This is a genomic window from Ollibium composti (assembly GCF_004801285.1).
In the GTDB taxonomy this organism is placed as follows: domain Bacteria; phylum Pseudomonadota; class Alphaproteobacteria; order Rhizobiales; family Rhizobiaceae; genus Mesorhizobium; species Mesorhizobium composti.
Genome location: NZ_SSNY01000001.1, coordinates 475754 through 490907, shown reverse-complemented (window position 1 = coordinate 490907; position 15154 = coordinate 475754). Strand labels below are relative to the sequence as shown.

The 15154-nt window shown below is 66.5% G+C and carries 19 protein-coding genes; 13 read left to right on the top strand and 6 right to left on the bottom strand.

The genetic code is table 11. The features are described 5' to 3' along the window. Positions 1-26 precede the first annotated feature (26 nt). The 8 genes from mobA (at position 27) to E6C48_RS02330 (ending at position 6107) form a co-directional block, all read left to right on the top strand. Positions 27-659 carry a molybdenum cofactor guanylyltransferase MobA gene (mobA, locus tag E6C48_RS02365; protein WP_136353579.1) on the top strand — a complete coding sequence of 211 codons (633 nt, stop codon included), beginning with the start codon at positions 27-29 and terminating at the stop codon, positions 657-659. Further along, a complete protein-coding gene (mobB, locus tag E6C48_RS02360; RefSeq protein ID WP_136353577.1) occupies positions 656-1168 on the top strand; it encodes a molybdopterin-guanine dinucleotide biosynthesis protein B in 513 nt (170 codons plus the stop codon). Before mobA ends, mobB begins: the two co-directional genes overlap by 4 nt. A 207-nt stretch (positions 1169-1375) precedes the next feature. Further along, positions 1376-2161 (top strand): ABC transporter substrate-binding protein, encoded by a 786-nt coding sequence (locus tag E6C48_RS02355; RefSeq protein ID WP_136353575.1) that lies wholly within the window; start codon positions 1376-1378, stop codon positions 2159-2161. A gap of 119 nt (positions 2162-2280) precedes the next feature. Beyond that, positions 2281-2994 carry an ABC transporter permease gene (locus tag E6C48_RS02350; protein ID WP_136353573.1) on the top strand — a complete coding sequence of 238 codons (714 nt, stop codon included), beginning with the start codon at positions 2281-2283 and terminating at the stop codon, positions 2992-2994. Continuing rightward, a complete protein-coding gene (locus E6C48_RS02345; protein WP_136353571.1) occupies positions 2991-3818 on the top strand; it encodes an ABC transporter permease in 828 nt (275 codons plus the stop codon). Before E6C48_RS02350 ends, E6C48_RS02345 begins: the two co-directional genes overlap by 4 nt. An 86-nt stretch (positions 3819-3904) precedes the next feature. Next, on the top strand, positions 3905-4774 hold the full coding sequence (locus E6C48_RS02340; protein WP_136353569.1) for an NAD(P)-dependent oxidoreductase: 870 nt from the start codon (positions 3905-3907) through the stop codon (positions 4772-4774). 5 nt (positions 4775-4779) lie between these two features. Next, a complete protein-coding gene (locus E6C48_RS02335) occupies positions 4780-5505 on the top strand; it encodes a DNA alkylation repair protein (protein ID WP_136353567.1) in 726 nt (241 codons plus the stop codon). A gap of 44 nt (positions 5506-5549) precedes the next feature. Next, positions 5550-6107, top strand: a complete 558-nt coding sequence (locus E6C48_RS02330) for a DUF3299 domain-containing protein (protein ID WP_136353565.1) — start codon at positions 5550-5552, stop codon at positions 6105-6107. A 425-nt stretch (positions 6108-6532) separates the two neighbouring features. Here the strand turns inward: E6C48_RS02330 and E6C48_RS02325 are convergent, their stop codons facing one another. The 4 genes from E6C48_RS02325 to E6C48_RS02310 form a co-directional block, all read right to left on the bottom strand. Beyond that, positions 6533-7024, bottom strand: a complete 492-nt coding sequence (locus E6C48_RS02325) for an Lrp/AsnC family transcriptional regulator (RefSeq protein WP_136353563.1) — start codon at positions 7022-7024, stop codon at positions 6533-6535. Positions 7025-7131: 107 nt separating this feature from the next. Further along, entirely contained in the window at positions 7132-7749 is a 618-nt protein-coding gene (locus E6C48_RS02320) for a uracil-DNA glycosylase family protein (protein WP_136353561.1), read from the bottom strand. A 3-nt stretch (positions 7750-7752) separates the two neighbouring features. Next, entirely contained in the window at positions 7753-8364 is a 612-nt protein-coding gene (locus E6C48_RS02315) for a glutathione S-transferase (protein ID WP_136353559.1), read from the bottom strand. Between the two features lie 47 nt (positions 8365-8411). After that, on the bottom strand, positions 8412-9029 hold the full coding sequence (locus E6C48_RS02310) for a thermonuclease family protein (protein WP_136353557.1): 618 nt from the start codon (positions 9027-9029) through the stop codon (positions 8412-8414). 73 nt (positions 9030-9102) lie between these two features. Between E6C48_RS02310 and E6C48_RS02305 the strand changes: the two genes are divergently transcribed. Further along, positions 9103-10626, top strand: a complete 1524-nt coding sequence (locus E6C48_RS02305; protein WP_136353555.1) for a sensor histidine kinase — start codon at positions 9103-9105, stop codon at positions 10624-10626. Positions 10627-10631: 5 nt separating this feature from the next. Here the strand turns inward: E6C48_RS02305 and E6C48_RS02300 are convergent, their stop codons facing one another. Then, a complete protein-coding gene (locus E6C48_RS02300) occupies positions 10632-11624 on the bottom strand; it encodes a nicotinate-nucleotide--dimethylbenzimidazole phosphoribosyltransferase (protein WP_136353553.1) in 993 nt (330 codons plus the stop codon). A 149-nt stretch (positions 11625-11773) separates the two neighbouring features. Here E6C48_RS02300 and E6C48_RS02295 point away from each other — a divergent pair, with 149 nt between their 5' ends. Then, the gene (locus tag E6C48_RS02295) at positions 11774-12007 is read left to right on the top strand and encodes a DUF1289 domain-containing protein (RefSeq protein ID WP_136353551.1); all 234 of its coding nucleotides are present in this window, start codon (positions 11774-11776) and stop codon (positions 12005-12007) included. Between the two features lie 5 nt (positions 12008-12012). After that, positions 12013-12717: a TIGR02281 family clan AA aspartic protease gene (locus tag E6C48_RS02290; RefSeq protein ID WP_136353997.1), complete on the top strand. Its 705-nt coding sequence runs from the start codon at positions 12013-12015 to the stop codon at positions 12715-12717. Positions 12718-12723: 6 nt separating this feature from the next. On the opposite strand, the gene dusA is transcribed toward E6C48_RS02290, so the two are convergent. Then, positions 12724-13719: a tRNA dihydrouridine(20/20a) synthase DusA gene (dusA, locus tag E6C48_RS02285; protein ID WP_136353549.1), complete on the bottom strand. Its 996-nt coding sequence runs from the start codon at positions 13717-13719 to the stop codon at positions 12724-12726. A gap of 153 nt (positions 13720-13872) precedes the next feature. Between dusA and E6C48_RS02280 the strand changes: the two genes are divergently transcribed. Together E6C48_RS02280 and E6C48_RS02275 are read left to right on the top strand one after the other, a co-directional pair. Then, complete coding sequence (locus E6C48_RS02280) at positions 13873-14634, top strand: copper homeostasis protein CutC (protein WP_136353547.1); 762 nt, start codon at positions 13873-13875, stop codon at positions 14632-14634. Next, entirely contained in the window at positions 14631-15128 is a 498-nt protein-coding gene (locus tag E6C48_RS02275) for a GNAT family N-acetyltransferase (protein ID WP_136353545.1), read from the top strand. Before E6C48_RS02280 ends, E6C48_RS02275 begins: the two co-directional genes overlap by 4 nt. The last annotated feature ends 26 nt before the right edge of the window (positions 15129-15154 follow it).

Below are 15154 nucleotides of genomic sequence, written 5' to 3'. Positions count from 1 at the left end.
CGGCACGAACGCGGTTTGAAACGGATATGAACGAGGGCGTTGCAGGCATCATCCTGGCGGGCGGCCTGTCGCGGCGCATGGGCGGCGGCGACAAGGCGCTGGCGCCGCTTGGCCGAAGCACTCTGCTCGCTCACGTCATTCAGCGCCTGCGGCCGCAGGTCGGGACGCTGGCCCTGAACGCCAACGGCGACCCCGCGCGCTTCGGCGCGCTGACCCTGCCGGTGGTGGCCGACACCGTCCCCGGATTCGCCGGGCCGCTGGCCGGGCTGCTCGCCGGTCTGGAATGGGCCGCCGCCGCGACGCCGTGCCGATGGCTGGCGACGGCGGCGTCCGACACGCCGTTCTTCCCTGAAGACCTCGTCCGGCGCCTGCTCGCCGCCGCCGAGGACCGAACCGACACCGTCGCGGTCGCGCGTTGCGGCGAACGCCGGCACCCGACCTTCGCGCTGTGGCCGCTGGCGCTTGCCCGTCCGTTGCGGCGCATGCTGGTCGACGACGGCAACCGGCGCGTCACCGCCTTCATCGACGCCAACGCCCATGTCGACGTCGATTTCCCGCCGGCGGAGCTTGCCGGCGGCGGCACCTTCGATCCTTTCTTCAACATCAACACGCCGCAGGACCTCGCCGAGGCCGAGCGGTTGTCGCGGAGCCTCGCATGACCGCCAGCCGCATCTTCGGCGTCACCGGCTGGAAGAACTCCGGCAAGACCACGTTGACCGAGAAACTGGTAGCCGAACTGGTGCGGCGCGGCTGGCGGGTGTCGACCGTCAAACACGCCCACCACGATTTCGACATCGACAAGCCGGGCGCCGATTCGTTCCGCCACCGCCAGGCCGGCGCGACGGAAGTGGCCATCGTTTCCGGCCGCCGCTGGGCGCTGATGCATGAACTGCGTGACGAGGAGGAGCCGCCGCTGGCAGCCATCCTCCAGCGCATGGCGCCGGCCGACATCGTCATCGTCGAGGGCTACAAGAGGGAAGCGCATCGCAAGATCGAGGCCCGCAGGCGCGAGGCGAAAAACCGCGAGCCGCTTTCGCCCTCCGATCCCAACATCGTCGCCGTCGCCGCCGATTCCGCGCAAGCCGGCGAGACGCTGCCGGTCTTCGACCTCGACGACATCGCCGCCATCGCCGATTTCGTCGAGCGGGACGCCGGACTCGCCCGCTGATTTTATTCTTGTGCGGCGACAGGTTGCCGCAGTCTGTCAACGCATCGCCTGACCTCTGGCCCAGCAATAGCCGCCAAAGCGCCGGGCCGTGGTTTTGCAGTTGCTTTTTTGCTGGAAACAGTGGGAGTATCCGCCAGCGGACGGCCACAGGCGCCGTCCCAAGAAGCCGTTTGCAACAACGGTCGGGACCATTCAGAGAGGAACATCATGCGTATTGCATTGCGTATCGCCCTGGCGGCATCCGCCGCCATGCTGGCGCTGGGCGTCGCCCACGCCGAGGACAAGGTTCTCAAGCTCGGCACCGAAGGCGCCTATCCGCCCTTCAACAACCTCACCGCCGACGGCAAGCTCGAAGGCTTCGACATCGACATCGGCAATGCGCTGTGCGAGCAGATGAAGGTGAAGTGCGAATGGGTCACGCAGGACTGGGACGGCATCATCCCCGCCCTCCAGGCCGGCAAGTTCGACGCCATCATCGCTTCCATGTCGATCACGCCGGAACGCGCCGAGAAGGTCGACTTCTCCGGCAAGTACTACAACACGCCCTCGGCCATCGTCGTGCCCAAGGACAGCGACCTGAAGGGCACCACCAAGGCCGACCTCGCCGGCAAGACGATCGGCGTCGCCACCTCCACCACGCACTTCAACTACGCCTCGCAGACCTACACGGACTCGACCGTGAAGGGCTATCCGTCGAGCCCCGAGGAGCAGCTTGACCTAGTCAATGGCCGTCTCGACGCCATCGAGGACGACATCGTCGTGCTGTCGCAGTGGCTGGAGACGCCGGACGGCGCCTGCTGCAAGATCCTCGGCACGCCCGAGCCGCAGCCGGTCGATATCTTCGGCCCTGGCGCCGGCATCGCCGTGCGCAAGGGCGACAAGGAACTGGTGGACAAGCTGAACGAAGCCATCAAGGCCATCCGCGCCAACGGCAAGTACAAGGAAATCAACGACAAGTACTTCAAGTTCGACGTCTACGGCGCCGAATCCTGATTACAGCTCTGGTCGCGGTCGGCGGAGACATCTCCGCCGGCCGTGTCGTCACCGGACCGCGCGGCGGGGAAAAAGACCGCGCGGCCTGATAGAAAAGCCACAGGGGAACGATCGAGCGTATGCCGGGCGCATGGACGCTATTGAGCTGGGGGCCGGAGGGGTGGCTCGATGATATCGCCTACGGCGTTTTCGTTACCGTCTCGCTGGCGCTCGCCACGTTGCCTGTCGGCCTGGCCGTCGGCTTCCTGGTCGCCCTCGCCAAGCAGTCGAGCGAGCCATCGCTGCGGCTGGCCGGCAATGTCTACACCACCATCTTCCGCGGCCTGCCCGAACTCCTGACGCTGTTCCTGGTCTATTTCGGCGGCCAGATCGGTTTGCAGAAACTGTTCCAGCTTTTCGATCCCGGCGCGACGGTGGACGTCAGCGCCTTCGTCGCCGGCATGATCGCGCTCGGCGTGGTCTTTTCCTCCTACGCCAGCGAGGTCTTCCTTTCGGCCTTCAAGGCCATTCCCAGCGGCCAGTACGAGGGTGGCCATGCCATCGGCCTGACCAACTGGCAGACCATGCGGCTCGTCGTCCTGCCGCAACTGATCCGCATCGCCCTGCCCGGCCTCGCGAACCTGTGGCTGATCCTGCTCAAGGATACCGCGCTGGTTTCGGCGATCGGCCTGAGCGACATCCTGCGCCAGACCAGCATCGCCGCGCGCGTCACCAAGCACGCCTTCCTGTTCTTCGGCTTCGCCACGCTGGTCTATCTGGTGCTGTCGGTCATCTCCTCCTTCGGCATCCGCGCCATCGAGCGGTCCGTCGACAACCGGGACATGCGCCGATGAGCGCCGCCGGCACCGCCCTCGACGAAGCGCCTCCGCCGCTGCCGCCGCGCGGCTGGTCGGGGCAGCGCATCGCCGGCCACGTATTGGTGGCGCTGTGGATCCTGCTGGCCATCGGCCTCGTCTGGTTCCTCGTCACCTCCTGGAACCTGCCGCTGGTCGAGAAATACGGCCCCGGCTACCTGTACGGCCTCGGCGTCACCGTCGGGCTGGTGGCGGTCTCCATCGTCATCGGCGCCATCCTGTCGATCCCGGTCGCGCTTGGCCGCATGTCGAAGAATCCGGTCTTTTCCGGTCTCGCCTACGCCTATGTCTACTTCTTCCGCGGCACGCCGCTCTTGGCGCAGACCTTCCTCGTCTATTACGGCCTCGGCGCCTTCCGACCCGAACTGCAATCGGTCGGTCTGTGGTGGTTCTTCCGCGAGGCCTGGTATTGCGCGATCTTCGCCTTCTCGCTGAACACCGCCGCCTATCAGGCCGAGATGCTGCGCGGCGCCATCGAAAGCGTGCCGCGCGGCCAGTGGGAGGGCGCCGCCTCGCTCGGCCTGCACAAGCTGCAGACCATGTGGAAGGTCATCCTGCCGCAGGCGGCGGTGGTCGCCCTGCGCCCCTACGGCAACGAGGTGATCCTGATGGTCAAGGGCTCGGCCATCGTCTCCATCATCACCGTCTACGACCTGATGGGCATCACCCGCTTCACCTATTCGCGCACCTTCGACTTCCAGTCCTACCTGTGGGCGGCGGTCATCTACCTGATGATCGTCGAGACGCTGCGCCACGGCATCGAGTGGATCGAGCGCCGCCTCACCCGCCACTTGAAGCGGTGAACGGCTGGTCCAGCCGCCCTTTCGCCTTCCCCTCGGCTTGTGCAATGCGGTAGAACGCCAGCGCAATCAGCAAGGGGATTATCGACATGGCGAAAGTGGCGTTTCTCGGTCTTGGCGTGATGGGCTACCCGATGGCCGCGCACCTGAAGCACAAGGGCGGCCACGACGTCACCGTCTATAACCGCACCACCGCCAAGGCGGAGAAATGGGCGGCCGAGCACGGCGGCGCTTTCGCCCGCACGCCGGCCGAGGCAGCTGAAGGCAAGGACTTCGTCTTCTCCTGCGTCGGCAACGACGACGACCTGCGCGAGGTGACGATCGGCGCGCAGGGCGCGTTCGCCGCCATGAAGAAGGGCGCGGTGTTCATCGACAACACCACCGCTTCCGCCGAAGTCGCGCGCGAACTGGCGGCGGCAGCGGCCAAGCGCGGCTTTTCCTTCCTCGATGCGCCGGTGTCGGGTGGCCAGGCGGGCGCCGAGAACGGCGTGCTCACCGTCATGGTCGGCGGCGAGCAGGCCGTGTTCGACCGCGCGAAGCCAGTGATCAACGCCTTTGCGCGTATGGTCGGCCTGATGGGGCCGGCGGGCGCGGGCCAGCTCACCAAGATGATCAACCAGATCTGCATCGCCGGCCTCGTGCAGGGCCTTTCCGAGGGCATTCATTTCGGCAAGAAGGCAGGCCTCGACATCGAGAAGGTGGTCGAAGTCATCTCCAAGGGCGCGGCCGGTTCCTGGCAGATGGAGAACCGTCACAAGACCATGAACGCCGGCAAATACGATTTCGGCTTCGCCGTCGACTGGATGCGCAAGGACCTTGGCATCTGCCTCGATGAAGCCGACCGCAACGGCGCCAGGCTGCCGGTCACCGCGCTGGTCGATCAGTTCTACAAGCAGGTGCAGCAGATGGGCGGCAACCGTTGGGATACGTCCTCGCTGCTGGCCTTGCTGGAAAGATAAGCGCCATGCCTGAGCCGCTCACGCCTGCGTCCACCGCGGTCGAGGCGATCGCGCGGCTAAACGAGATGGGCAACGATGAGAACCGCGCCGGCATGGCGCGCTTCGGTATCGAGACCGGCGCGGCGCTCGGCATCGGCAACACCGACCTCAGGCGCCTTGCCCGCGACCTGAAGCGCGACCACGAGCGGGCGCTGGAGCTGTGGCGAAGCGGCGTCCGCGAGGCGCGGCTGCTCGCCGCCTTCACCGACGAACCGGACAAGGTGGGCATCGCGCAATGCCGGGAATGGGCCGTCGACTTCAACTCCTGGGAGATCGTCGACGGCGTATCGGACCTGTTCGTCGATACGCCGTTCTGGCGGAACCTGATCGAGGAATTCGCCGCCGACGAGCGCGAATTCGTCCGCCGCGCTGCCTTCGCCATGCTGGCCTGGGCTGCCGTCCACCGCAAGAAGGAGCCGGACGCCACTTTCGCGGCGTACCTGCCGCTGGTCGAAGCCCATGCGGCCGACGCCCGCAACTTCATCAGGAAGGCCGTCAACTGGGCCTTGCGGCAGATCGGCAAGCGCTCGACCGGACTGCACGCCCCTGCCCTCGCGCTGGCGCGCAAGCTGGCCGCATCTCCCGACAAGACCGCGCGCTGGATCGGCAAGGACGCCGTGCGCGAACTCACCGACGCGAAAACGCTGGAACGGCTCGCGAAGAAGGCGACCGGCGACGCACCTGTGAATTGACCAGCCGGCGACGGCGCGATTAACTGCCTGCGATGACCGCAAACATGCCTTGGAGAAGCGCGGCTTTCCTGGCCGCCCTGCTAACCGGCCTTGGGGTGGCGAATGCGGCCCCTGAGGCGGCGAAGACCGTCTTGTGGAAAGACCTGCGACCAGCTGCGCAGCCGGCGGCGCAGACTTTCAGCCGGCCGATGATCGCGGCCCTCCTTCCCGACCATGGCGAAACGCTGGCCTGGAACGCCGCCGACGAGACGGTCGAGCTCAAGGGCTACGCGCTGCCGGTCGATCGCGACGGCGACCTCGTCTACCAGTTCCTGCTGGTGCCGTGGACGGGCGCATGCAGCCACATGCCGACGCCACCGCCGAACCAGATCGTGCTGGTGACGCTGCCGAAGCCGTACCGGATGGAAAAGGCCTATCAGACGGTTGCGGTCACCGGGCGGTTGAAACCGGATATGGAAAAGAGCCAGCTTTTCATCACCGACGGCGTGACCGTCATCCAATCCGGCTACGCCTTCAGCGGCGCGGAAGTGGCCGACATCGACAGCGTGCCCGAAACCGTCGAGTTGCAACAGGCCAACCCCTGGAAGTTCCTGAAGAAGTAGATTTGGCCGGGCAGCGAAGGGCGCGAACCGTTAAACACTGCGCCTGTGCGAAAAATCTTCCCGAAATCTATCCCCGTCCTTTTCAGCCGCCTCATACTCCTCGTCATCTCCTGTGCGGGAACGCGGGTCGCGAACCGGGCGCTTGTGGCGGGAGAGGGTGCCGGGCTGGTCGTCTGCGGTAGGTGGCTGGGTGATGAGCCCCCAAGTCCGGGCCTCGACCGAGCCAGCGGGCCGCCCCAGAAAGGCGGCAGCGACCCTCGGGGAGGCAAGACACCGGCGGGCGCGGGATGCCGCGCCATATACTTACTTAGCAGGCACGGCTCCCGCGCCCGCTTCCCGACCTCAAGCATAAGAGGTCAGCTCTTTGACAATGGCCAGACGGACGAAAATCCGGGCGTGGCGATGAAGACGTTTGCCCGAAAAGCTCAGGCCGCGCTTTGGCCGGACTCCTTGTCCAGCACCATATAGTCGAGCGGCATTTCGGTGGTGAACTTGATCTGCTCCATGGCGAAGGCCGACGACACTTCGCGGATCTCGATCTTGGTGATCAGCCGCTTGTAGAACGCGTCGTAGGCGGCGATGTCCGGCACAACGACCCTGAGCAGATAGTCGACGTCGCCGCTCATGCGGTAGAATTCGACCACCTCGGGGAATTCCTGGATGACCTCGGAAAAGCGCCGCAGCCATTCATGGCTGTGCGAGTTGGTGCGGATCGACACGAACACCGTCACCTTGACGTTGATCTTCTCCGGATCGAGCAGCGCCACCCGGCGGCGGATGACGCCCTCCTCCTCCAGCTTCTGGATGCGCCGCCAGCACGGCGTCGTCGACAGGCCTACTTTCTTGGCGACATCGGCCACGGCGAGCGTCGCGTCCTCCTGCAACAGGCGCAGGATTTTCCGGTCGAGGCGATCCATGAACAGCTCCCAGGAGAAAAGGTTCGCGATAATCCGCCTTGATAGCCGGTCAGGCAAGAAAGAATTTCTGCGAAATATCGGTATGGAGGGTGAAAATTTTCCACTGCTCAGCCGAGCCGGTGGCGAATTTCCCCCTTCAGGAAAGGCAGCAAATCCGTTTCGAACCATGGATTGCGCTTCAGCCAGGCGGTGTTGCGCCACGACGGATGCGGCAGCGGCAGCACCCGGGGCGAGACTTCCGAGGCCCATGCGGCCCGCCAATTGGCGACCGTCTCGCTCAGCGACCCATGCCGTTTTTCGCCCATGTGCCATTCCTGCGCGTACATGCCGATGGTCAGCACGAGGTTGATCTGGGGCATCGCCGCCATCAGCTGCGAACGCCAGGCCGGCGCGCATTCGCGCCGCGGCGGCAGGTCGCTGCCCTTGGCGTCCTGTCCCGGAAAGCAGAAGCCCATCGGCACGATGGCGAATTTCTTCGCGTCGTAGAATTCCTCGCTGGTCACGCCCAGCCAGCTTCGCAGGCGGTCACCCGAAGCGTCGGTGAACGGCCGGCCGCTGAGATGGACCTTGGTGCCCGGCGCCTGGCTGGCGATCAGGACGCGCGCCTGCGTCGACACCTGCAGCACCGGGCGCGGCTCGTGCGGCAGCGGCTTGCCGCGCGGCATCTCCACGCAGATGTGGCAGGCGCGCACGCGCGCCGCAAGCTGTTGCAGGTCTTCGGACATGGATCAGGCAGAGGCGCTCGGTCGGCTGGAAACGGCCTGGTACCAGCGCCGGACGTTGGCGCATTCCTCCGGCATCTGGATGCGCGCCGGCTTCATGAAATCGACGGCGATCAGGCCGGTGATGTCGGCGATGGAATAGGCGTCGCCCGCCACGAATTCGCGCCCGGCCAACTCGCTGTCGAGAATGTGAAGGAACTCCACCGCCTTCGGCTTGTTGGCCTCGCCCCATTCGGGGATTTGCGGCACTTCCCACTCCTTCATCGCCGGATGGATGTGCCGGAACGCCTGCGACACGGGGAACATCAGGTTGAGCTCCATCCGCCGCTGCCACATCTCCACCAGCGCCTTGCCGAGCGCGCCGCGCCCGAACAGCGCCGGCTCCGGATGAAGCTCCTCGAAATAGCGGCAGATGGCGACGGATTCGGTCAGCACCGTGCCGTCGTCCAGTTCCAGCACCGGCAGGCGCCGGAGCGGGTTGCGCGAACTGACCGCTTCCTGCCTATGCTCCAGCGCCCCCATGTCCACCGGCACCAGCGGCACCTCGATGCCCTTTTCGGCGAGGAATACCCGCACCCGGCGCGGGTTGGGTGCGCGGCCGCCGTCGAAAAGCTTCATCCTCTTGTCCTCATGCCTTGATCCTCCGGTAACATTAGACCGTGCGTTCAGCGGAATCGAAACAATTCTCTCAAGCCGTTGACGATCCCTCCCAGCGGGTCGTGCCTCGGCTCGGGCTCGGCCCGATGCGTCCGCCGCCATTCCTGCGGCTGGACGAAACTGCCGGCCCAGATGCCGCGCCGGGCCGAACGCGCGGTCGCCTCCTCACGCTCGAAACCGCCATAGGCGACCGCCCATCCGGCCTCCACCTGCCCCCGGTTGAGGTCGACGTCGCCGGCCTTGCAGTCGCCGAGCAGCCGGCCGTAGCGATCCTTCTGCCAGCCGCTGCAGTCGACCTTGCGCCTTCCGATCAGCGTAGCCAGCGCCTGTCGCGCCATCCTGCCGCAGGCATAGTCCGCGCCGTCGCGCGTGCAGGTCTGCGTGTATTCCGGTGCGTCGATGCCGCGCAGCCGCACCCGTACCGAACCGAGCGTCAGCGAATCGCCGTCGTTGATCACGGCGATCCCTTGCTCGCTGCGCGTGTTCAGCCGGTCGAGCCGCGCGGCCACCAGGGCCAGCAGGGCAAAGATGGCTACCGTCAGCGCATAGTCGAACAACCGCCGCCAAAGGCTGCGCGGACGACGCCCGCGCTCGCCATAGCGCCGGCGTGGAGACCAGCCGCTCATATGGCAAACCGTTGGTTAATCATTCAGCTTTAGCGTTAGCAATTGCACCCGCGGCCCGCACAAATTGAAGTTCATGTCTTTGCAACGCTCGAGTACGGCGGACAAGAATATTGTGGATCGCTCCAAGCCACATCGCAACAGCGACGTGGCGCGAGCGGTGAGGAAGACGCGCGACCGCCTTTCGCAGCAGTCCGGCAATCCCGATTTCGACCGCGAACTTCTGAAACTCCATGCGCGCGCCATGGTGAGCGGCGTCACCGCCATTCCCCTGCTCGTCGTTGCGATCGCCGCCGCAGGCCTGTTCGCCGGCATGGGCGTGGAAATACTGATCTGGGCGCTGCTCGCCGTCACCTGCTACACCGCGCTTGCGCTGATCGCCCGGCGCATCGACCACACCGAAGCCGCCGATGTGAAGCCGGCGCAGGCACGGCGCGATTTTCTCCTCGCCCATTTCGCCAGCGGCCTCGGCTGGGCCTATTTCGCCTCGCTCGGCTGCAATGCCTGCGCGCTCGACCAGTTCCCGATCGTCAAGGCGGTCATCCTTCTGCTCGCCATGGCCGCGACCGCCATCATGACCTCGTCGCTGAGCGGCGCACTGCTCGCCACATTCGTCGTGCCGGTCGCCGCCTATGCCGGGATCGGCACCAGCCTGTGGGTGCCAGCCGAGGCCATCATGCTGGTCCTTCTGGTGGTCGCGCTTTTGTTCTTCGCCTACGTGGCACGCCACCTCAACCGCTCCACGGTGATGCTTCTGTCCTTCCGCACCGAGAAGGACGGGCTGATCGCCGAACTCGAAACGGCGAAATCGATGTCGGACGAGGCGCGGCGCCGGGCCGAGGAAGCGAACCTCGCCAAGTCGCGTTTTCTCGCTTCCATGAGCCACGAACTGCGCACGCCCCTGAACGCCATCCTCGGCTTCTCCGAAGTGATGGCCAAGGAAGTGCTGGGATCGATGGGCAATCCGACCTATCGCGACTATGCCGACGACATCCACGATTCCGGCCAGCATCTGCTCGACCTCATCAACGAGATCCTCGACCTGTCGCGCATCGAGGCCGGCCGCTACCAGCTCAACGAAGAGCCGGTGATGCTGTTGCACATCGCCGAGGATTGCTGCCACATGATGGAGCTGAGGGCGCGCAACAAGGACATCCGCATCATCCAGGATTTCGAGGCGACCCTGCCGCGCCTGTTCGCCGACGAGCGTGCCGTGCGTCAGATCGTGCTCAATCTCCTGTCGAACGCCATCAAGTTCACGCCGACCGGCGGCGAGGTGCGCGTGCGCGTCGGCTGGACCGCCGGCGGCGGGCAATATGTCTCCGTCCGGGACAACGGCCCCGGTATTCCCGCCGACGAGATTCCCGTCGTGCTATCGGCCTTCGGCCAGGGCTCCATCGCCATCAAGAGCGCCGAGCAGGGCACCGGCCTCGGCCTGCCGATCGTGCAGGGGCTGATCGCCATGCACGACGGCGAATTCCAGCTGCACTCCAAGCTGCGCGAAGGCACCGAGGCGATTGCCATCTTCCCGCCGACACGGGTGATGGAGGAGCTGCCCGCGCTGCCCATGCGGGCCGTCGCCGCCGGCCGGCGACGCTGAGAAATTCAGCGCTTCACGGCCGCGGCCATGCCGGAGCCGACAAGCGCTGCGGCCTTCACCAATCCGGCCGCAAGGGCGGCATCGACCCCGCCATGATGATCGATGCTGAGGTCGAGCAGCGGAACCAAGCCCAGCCGCGCCGCGGCCCGCGCCGGACCTGTCCGGTCCGGCAGGCCGGCCAGCCGGCAGTGGTCGAGCGCGGACGGATTGGCCGCGTGGAGCACGACCGCCGCCGCCAGCGCCGCATGCCCGCCAAGCAGCACCGGGATCTTTTCCATGCGAGCAGCGAGAATGGCGCCGGCCAGCGCCGCGAACTCGCGCCCGCCGACCCGCCGCAGTGCCTCCAGCGGGTCCTTCAGATGCACGCCATGCAAGGCCAGCGCGGCATCCACCGCCCGCACCCTGCGCGCGGTCAGGCCGGCGTCGCTGTCAGGCTCCACCCAATCCGCGCCCGAGCCCCCAAAGATCGCTGCGAACAGGGCGGCCGCGACGGTCTCATTGCCGACGCCGAGATCGCCCAGGCAGACGAGATCTGTGCCGCCCGCCAGCGCCTCCATGCCGAAGGCCATGGTGGCCGCGCAGCCGCGCTCGTCCAGCGCCGCCTCCTGGCTGATGTCGCCGGTCGGCAGGTGAAGGGCGAGATCGAACACCTTCAGGCCCAGATCGGACGCGATGCAGGCCTGGTTGACGGCCGCGCCGCCGGCCGCGCAAAGCTCCACCGCTTCGGCTGTCGCCTGCATCGGCTGTGCGGAAATCCCATGCCGGACCACGCCATGGTTGCCGGCGAAGACCGCGACCAGCGGCCGGTTGATCGCCGGCGGCGCCCGTCTGCTCCAGGCGGCAAGCCAGACGGCGATGTCCTCGACCCGCCCCAGCGAGCGGTTCGGCGCACCCGCCTCGGCGAACAGGGTGCGCATTCGCGCCGCTGCCGCCTCGTCCGGGTCCGGCAGCGTCGCCAGAAGCGCGCGGAAATCGTCGAAGGGCAAGGCACTGGTCATGAGCGGGTTCCTGATTGGCGTCGGCATATCCCTCCGGCAGCCGCGACACAATGCTTGCCGGCGACGATCCTGCGCCGGCAAGGGCTTGCATCGCGCTCCGCCTTGCACCATGTGGAGGAAGAGCCTCCCGCTCCGCGCCGGTGCCTTGCATGACCGCCATCGAATCGCCCTGTATCCTGGTCTGCTCGATAGACATGAAGACCGGCTATTGCTTCGGCTGCGGCCGCACGCGCGACGAGATTTCCGGTTGGATCGACATGACACCCGAAGCACGCCGCGAGGTGATGGCTGCGCTTCCCGCGCGGCTTGAGACCGTCGAGCGCAAGCCGCGCCGCGAGACACGCCGCGCGCGCATGGCGCGCGAGCGGGGCGAAACGGCATGAGCGGCATGTCCCGCTCCCTGTGGCTCATCCTCGGCGTGATCGGCTTCGCGCTGATCCTGCTGATCCTCAACAACTCCGCCGGCAGCACGTTCGGCATCGAGAACAACGACTTCAGCCAGCTTGTCTGGCTCGGCCTGTTCGCCCTCGTCATCGGCGCCGGGCTGCTGCGCTCGGGACAGCGGCTCAGCGAACTAGCGCGCAATCTCGGCGCATGGGCGGTGGTGGTGCTCGCCCTGGTCGCCGGCTACCAGTACCGCTACGAATTGCAGGATTTCGCCAGCCGCGTCACCGCCGGCCTCGTGCCCGGCAGCCCGCTGGCGCTGGGCGAGGAGGACGGACGGGCGACCGTGACCCTGGAAAAGGGACCGAACGGACACTTCCAGGCGCGCGTCTCGATCAACGGACAATCGATCATGGCCGTCGTCGATACCGGCGCCACCAGCACTGTCCTGACGGCCGACGACGCGGTCACCGCCGGGTTCAATCCCGCAGCGCTGAGCTACGTCATCCCCGTCGCGACCGCCAACGGCATGGCCAACGCCGCGACCGTGCATGTCGGCGAACTGGCGATCGGCAACATCGTGCGGCGCAACATGACGGTTCTGGTGGCCGCGCCCGGCTCGCTGTCGCAAAGCCTGCTCGGCATGAACTTCATCGGCTCGCTGGCGGGCTTCGATGTGCGCGGCGACCGCATGATCCTGCGCGATTGAAGCTCGTCAAGCAGCGGCGACGGTGGTCCCGCTAAGATCGACCGCTGCAAACGCCGCCTTGACGACATCCGGCCCCGCGCCCGGCTTCGGCCCTTCCTCCGACAGGATCTGCCGCCAGCGCCGTGCTCCCGGCAGACCGTGGAAAAGCCCGACCATATGCCGGGTGACGTGCGACAGCCGCCCTCCCCGCGCAATGTGCGCGGCCGCATAGTCGGCCATCGTGTCGATCAAGGCGGCAAAATCGAAGTCCGCCGCAGGCCGCCTATCGAGCAGCGCATCGGCACCGCACAGGATGCCCGGCGTATGATAGGCGGCCCTGCCGAGCATCGCGCCATCGATATGCCGCAGGTGATCGATCGCCGCCTCGATCGTCGGGATGCCGCCGTTGATGCCGATGAAACGGTCCGGATAACGGCTCTTCAACCGATAGACGCGCTCATAGTCCAGCGGCGGGATATCGCGGTTCTCCTTCGGCGACAGGCCCTGCAGCCACGCCTTGCGCGCATGCACCCACAACGCGTCCGCGCCCACCGCGAACACCATGTCGGCCAACGTGTCGAGCGCCGCTTCGGGATCCTGGTCGTCGACGCCGATGCGGCACTTGACGGTGACGGGAACCGAAACAGCCGCCTTCATCGCTCCGACGCAGTCCGCGACCAGCACCGGCGTACGCATCAGGCATGCGCCGAAGGTGCCGGACTGCACGCGGTCCGACGGGCAACCGACATTGAGGTTGATCTCGCCATAGCCGAATCCCTCGCCGATACGAGCCGCTTCCGCCAACTTCGCCGGTTCCGATCCGCCAAGCTGCAGCGCCACCGGCTGCTCGGCCGCATCGAACCCCAGCAGCCGCTCACGCACGCCATGGATGGCGGCGTCGGCCACCACCATCTCGGTGTAAAGCAGCGCGCGCGCCGTCAACTGGCGATGGAAAAAGCGGCAATGCCTGTCCGTCCAGTCCATCATCGGCGCGATGGAAAAAGGATGATCGTAGGCAGTCACAGTGGTCGCGATCCGTTTCGTTTCGCGGTGATCTAGTCATTGCGGCCGGTCGTGTCAAAACGATGGGAACGAACGACACCCGCAACAATGCCGCTTCCGCCATGCGTCACCCGGTGCTAAGCCCTCGACGATTGAAAACCGTGAGGACCTGCCTTGTCCGAAACCAACGATCACCAGCCGCTCATCGAGATCTGCGTCGAGGGGATAGACGGCCTGCTGGCCGCGCAGGCGGCCGGCGCCGACCGGGTGGAATTGTGCGCCAGCCTGATCGAGGGCGGCATCACGCCCAGCCCCGGCACGGTGCGCATGGCGCTGGAACTGGCGACGATCCCGTTTCATGTGATCGTGCGGCCCCGCGGCGGCGATTTCCTCTACAGCGAGGCGGAATACCGCTCCATGTTGGCCGATGTCGAAGCGTTGCGCGATGCCGGCGTGGCCGGCGTCGTGGTCGGCTGCCTGAAAGAGGACGGTACCATCGACGAGGATCGCATGACGGCGCTCGCAAAGGCGGCCGGGCCGCTCAACGTCACCTGCCACCGCGCTTTCGACATGACCCGCGACCCGTTCGAGGCGCTGGAGGCGCTGATCCGCTGCGGCGTCGGCCGCGTGCTGACCAGCGGCCAGCGCGACACCGCCGTGGAAGGCGTCGACCTTCTGGCCGCGCTGGTCAAGAAGGCGGCGGGCCGCATCATCATCCTCGGTTGCGGTGCGCTTGCCCCGGACACCATCGGCACGGTCCGCAGCAAAACAGGACTGACCGAGATGCACTTCGCCTCGCTGAAGGACGTGCCGAGCGCCATGCGCTATCGCAACCCCAAGGTCGGCATGGGCGGCAGCGATCTCGACCGCGAATACCGCAACACCGTCACCGACAGAGACCTGGTGGCCGCCACCATCGCCGCCGCACGCGCATGAATTCCGCTCCGTTACCCATCGAGCCGATCGGCGCGGCCGATCTGGCCGCGGTTCTGGCACTCAACAACGAGCATGCCGCCGAATTGTCGTGGCTGGAGCCGGAGCGCCTGTCCGGCCTGCTCGGCGAGGCCTTTCACGCCCGGCGCATCGGCTCGGTCGAGGCCTTCCTGATCACCTTCGATCAGGACGCTGCCTACGACAGCCCGAACTTCCTGTGGTTTCGCCAGCGCTACCCGCGTTTCGTCTATGTCGACCGCGTGGCGGTGGCGGTATCCGCGCGCGGGCGCGGCCATGCCAGGCGCCTCTACCAGGACCTGTTCGCCCGCGCCATGCAGGCGGGCCACACGCTGGTCACCTGCGAGGTGAATGCCGAGCCGCCGAACCCGGCTTCGGACGCCTTCCATGCCGCACTGGGGTTTCGCGAGGTTGGAACCGCCGCCATTCATGGCGGCAGCAAGACGGTGCGCTACTACGAAAAGCCCTTGACCGGCTGATACTGAAAAACCGAACGGCAGGAAGG

Excerpts from the sequence above, each read along its gene's own strand:
- mobA (WP_136353579.1), top strand. The coding sequence starts at position 27 with ATGAACGAGGGCGTTGCAGGCATCATCCTGGCGGGCGGCCTGTCGCGG.
- mobB (WP_136353577.1), top strand. The coding sequence starts at position 656 with ATGACCGCCAGCCGCATCTTCGGCGTCACCGGCTGGAAGAACTCCGGC.
- E6C48_RS02355 (WP_136353575.1), top strand. The coding sequence starts at position 1,376 with ATGCGTATTGCATTGCGTATCGCCCTGGCGGCATCCGCCGCCATGCTG.
- E6C48_RS02350 (WP_136353573.1), top strand. The coding sequence starts at position 2,281 with ATGCCGGGCGCATGGACGCTATTGAGCTGGGGGCCGGAGGGGTGGCTC.
- E6C48_RS02345 (WP_136353571.1), top strand. The coding sequence starts at position 2,991 with ATGAGCGCCGCCGGCACCGCCCTCGACGAAGCGCCTCCGCCGCTGCCG.
- E6C48_RS02340 (WP_136353569.1), top strand. The coding sequence starts at position 3,905 with ATGGCGAAAGTGGCGTTTCTCGGTCTTGGCGTGATGGGCTACCCGATG.
- E6C48_RS02335 (WP_136353567.1), top strand. The coding sequence starts at position 4,780 with ATGCCTGAGCCGCTCACGCCTGCGTCCACCGCGGTCGAGGCGATCGCG.
- E6C48_RS02330 (WP_136353565.1), top strand. The coding sequence starts at position 5,550 with ATGCCTTGGAGAAGCGCGGCTTTCCTGGCCGCCCTGCTAACCGGCCTT.
- E6C48_RS02325 (WP_136353563.1), bottom strand. The coding sequence starts at position 7,024 with ATGGATCGCCTCGACCGGAAAATCCTGCGCCTGTTGCAGGAGGACGCG.
- E6C48_RS02320 (WP_136353561.1), bottom strand. The coding sequence starts at position 7,749 with ATGTCCGAAGACCTGCAACAGCTTGCGGCGCGCGTGCGCGCCTGCCAC.
- E6C48_RS02315 (WP_136353559.1), bottom strand. The coding sequence starts at position 8,364 with ATGAAGCTTTTCGACGGCGGCCGCGCACCCAACCCGCGCCGGGTGCGG.
- E6C48_RS02310 (WP_136353557.1), bottom strand. The coding sequence starts at position 9,029 with ATGAGCGGCTGGTCTCCACGCCGGCGCTATGGCGAGCGCGGGCGTCGT.
- E6C48_RS02305 (WP_136353555.1), top strand. The coding sequence starts at position 9,103 with ATGTCTTTGCAACGCTCGAGTACGGCGGACAAGAATATTGTGGATCGC.
- E6C48_RS02300 (WP_136353553.1), bottom strand. The coding sequence starts at position 11,624 with ATGACCAGTGCCTTGCCCTTCGACGATTTCCGCGCGCTTCTGGCGACG.
- E6C48_RS02295 (WP_136353551.1), top strand. The coding sequence starts at position 11,774 with ATGACCGCCATCGAATCGCCCTGTATCCTGGTCTGCTCGATAGACATG.
- E6C48_RS02290 (WP_136353997.1), top strand. The coding sequence starts at position 12,013 with ATGTCCCGCTCCCTGTGGCTCATCCTCGGCGTGATCGGCTTCGCGCTG.
- E6C48_RS02275 (WP_136353545.1), top strand. The coding sequence starts at position 14,631 with ATGAATTCCGCTCCGTTACCCATCGAGCCGATCGGCGCGGCCGATCTG.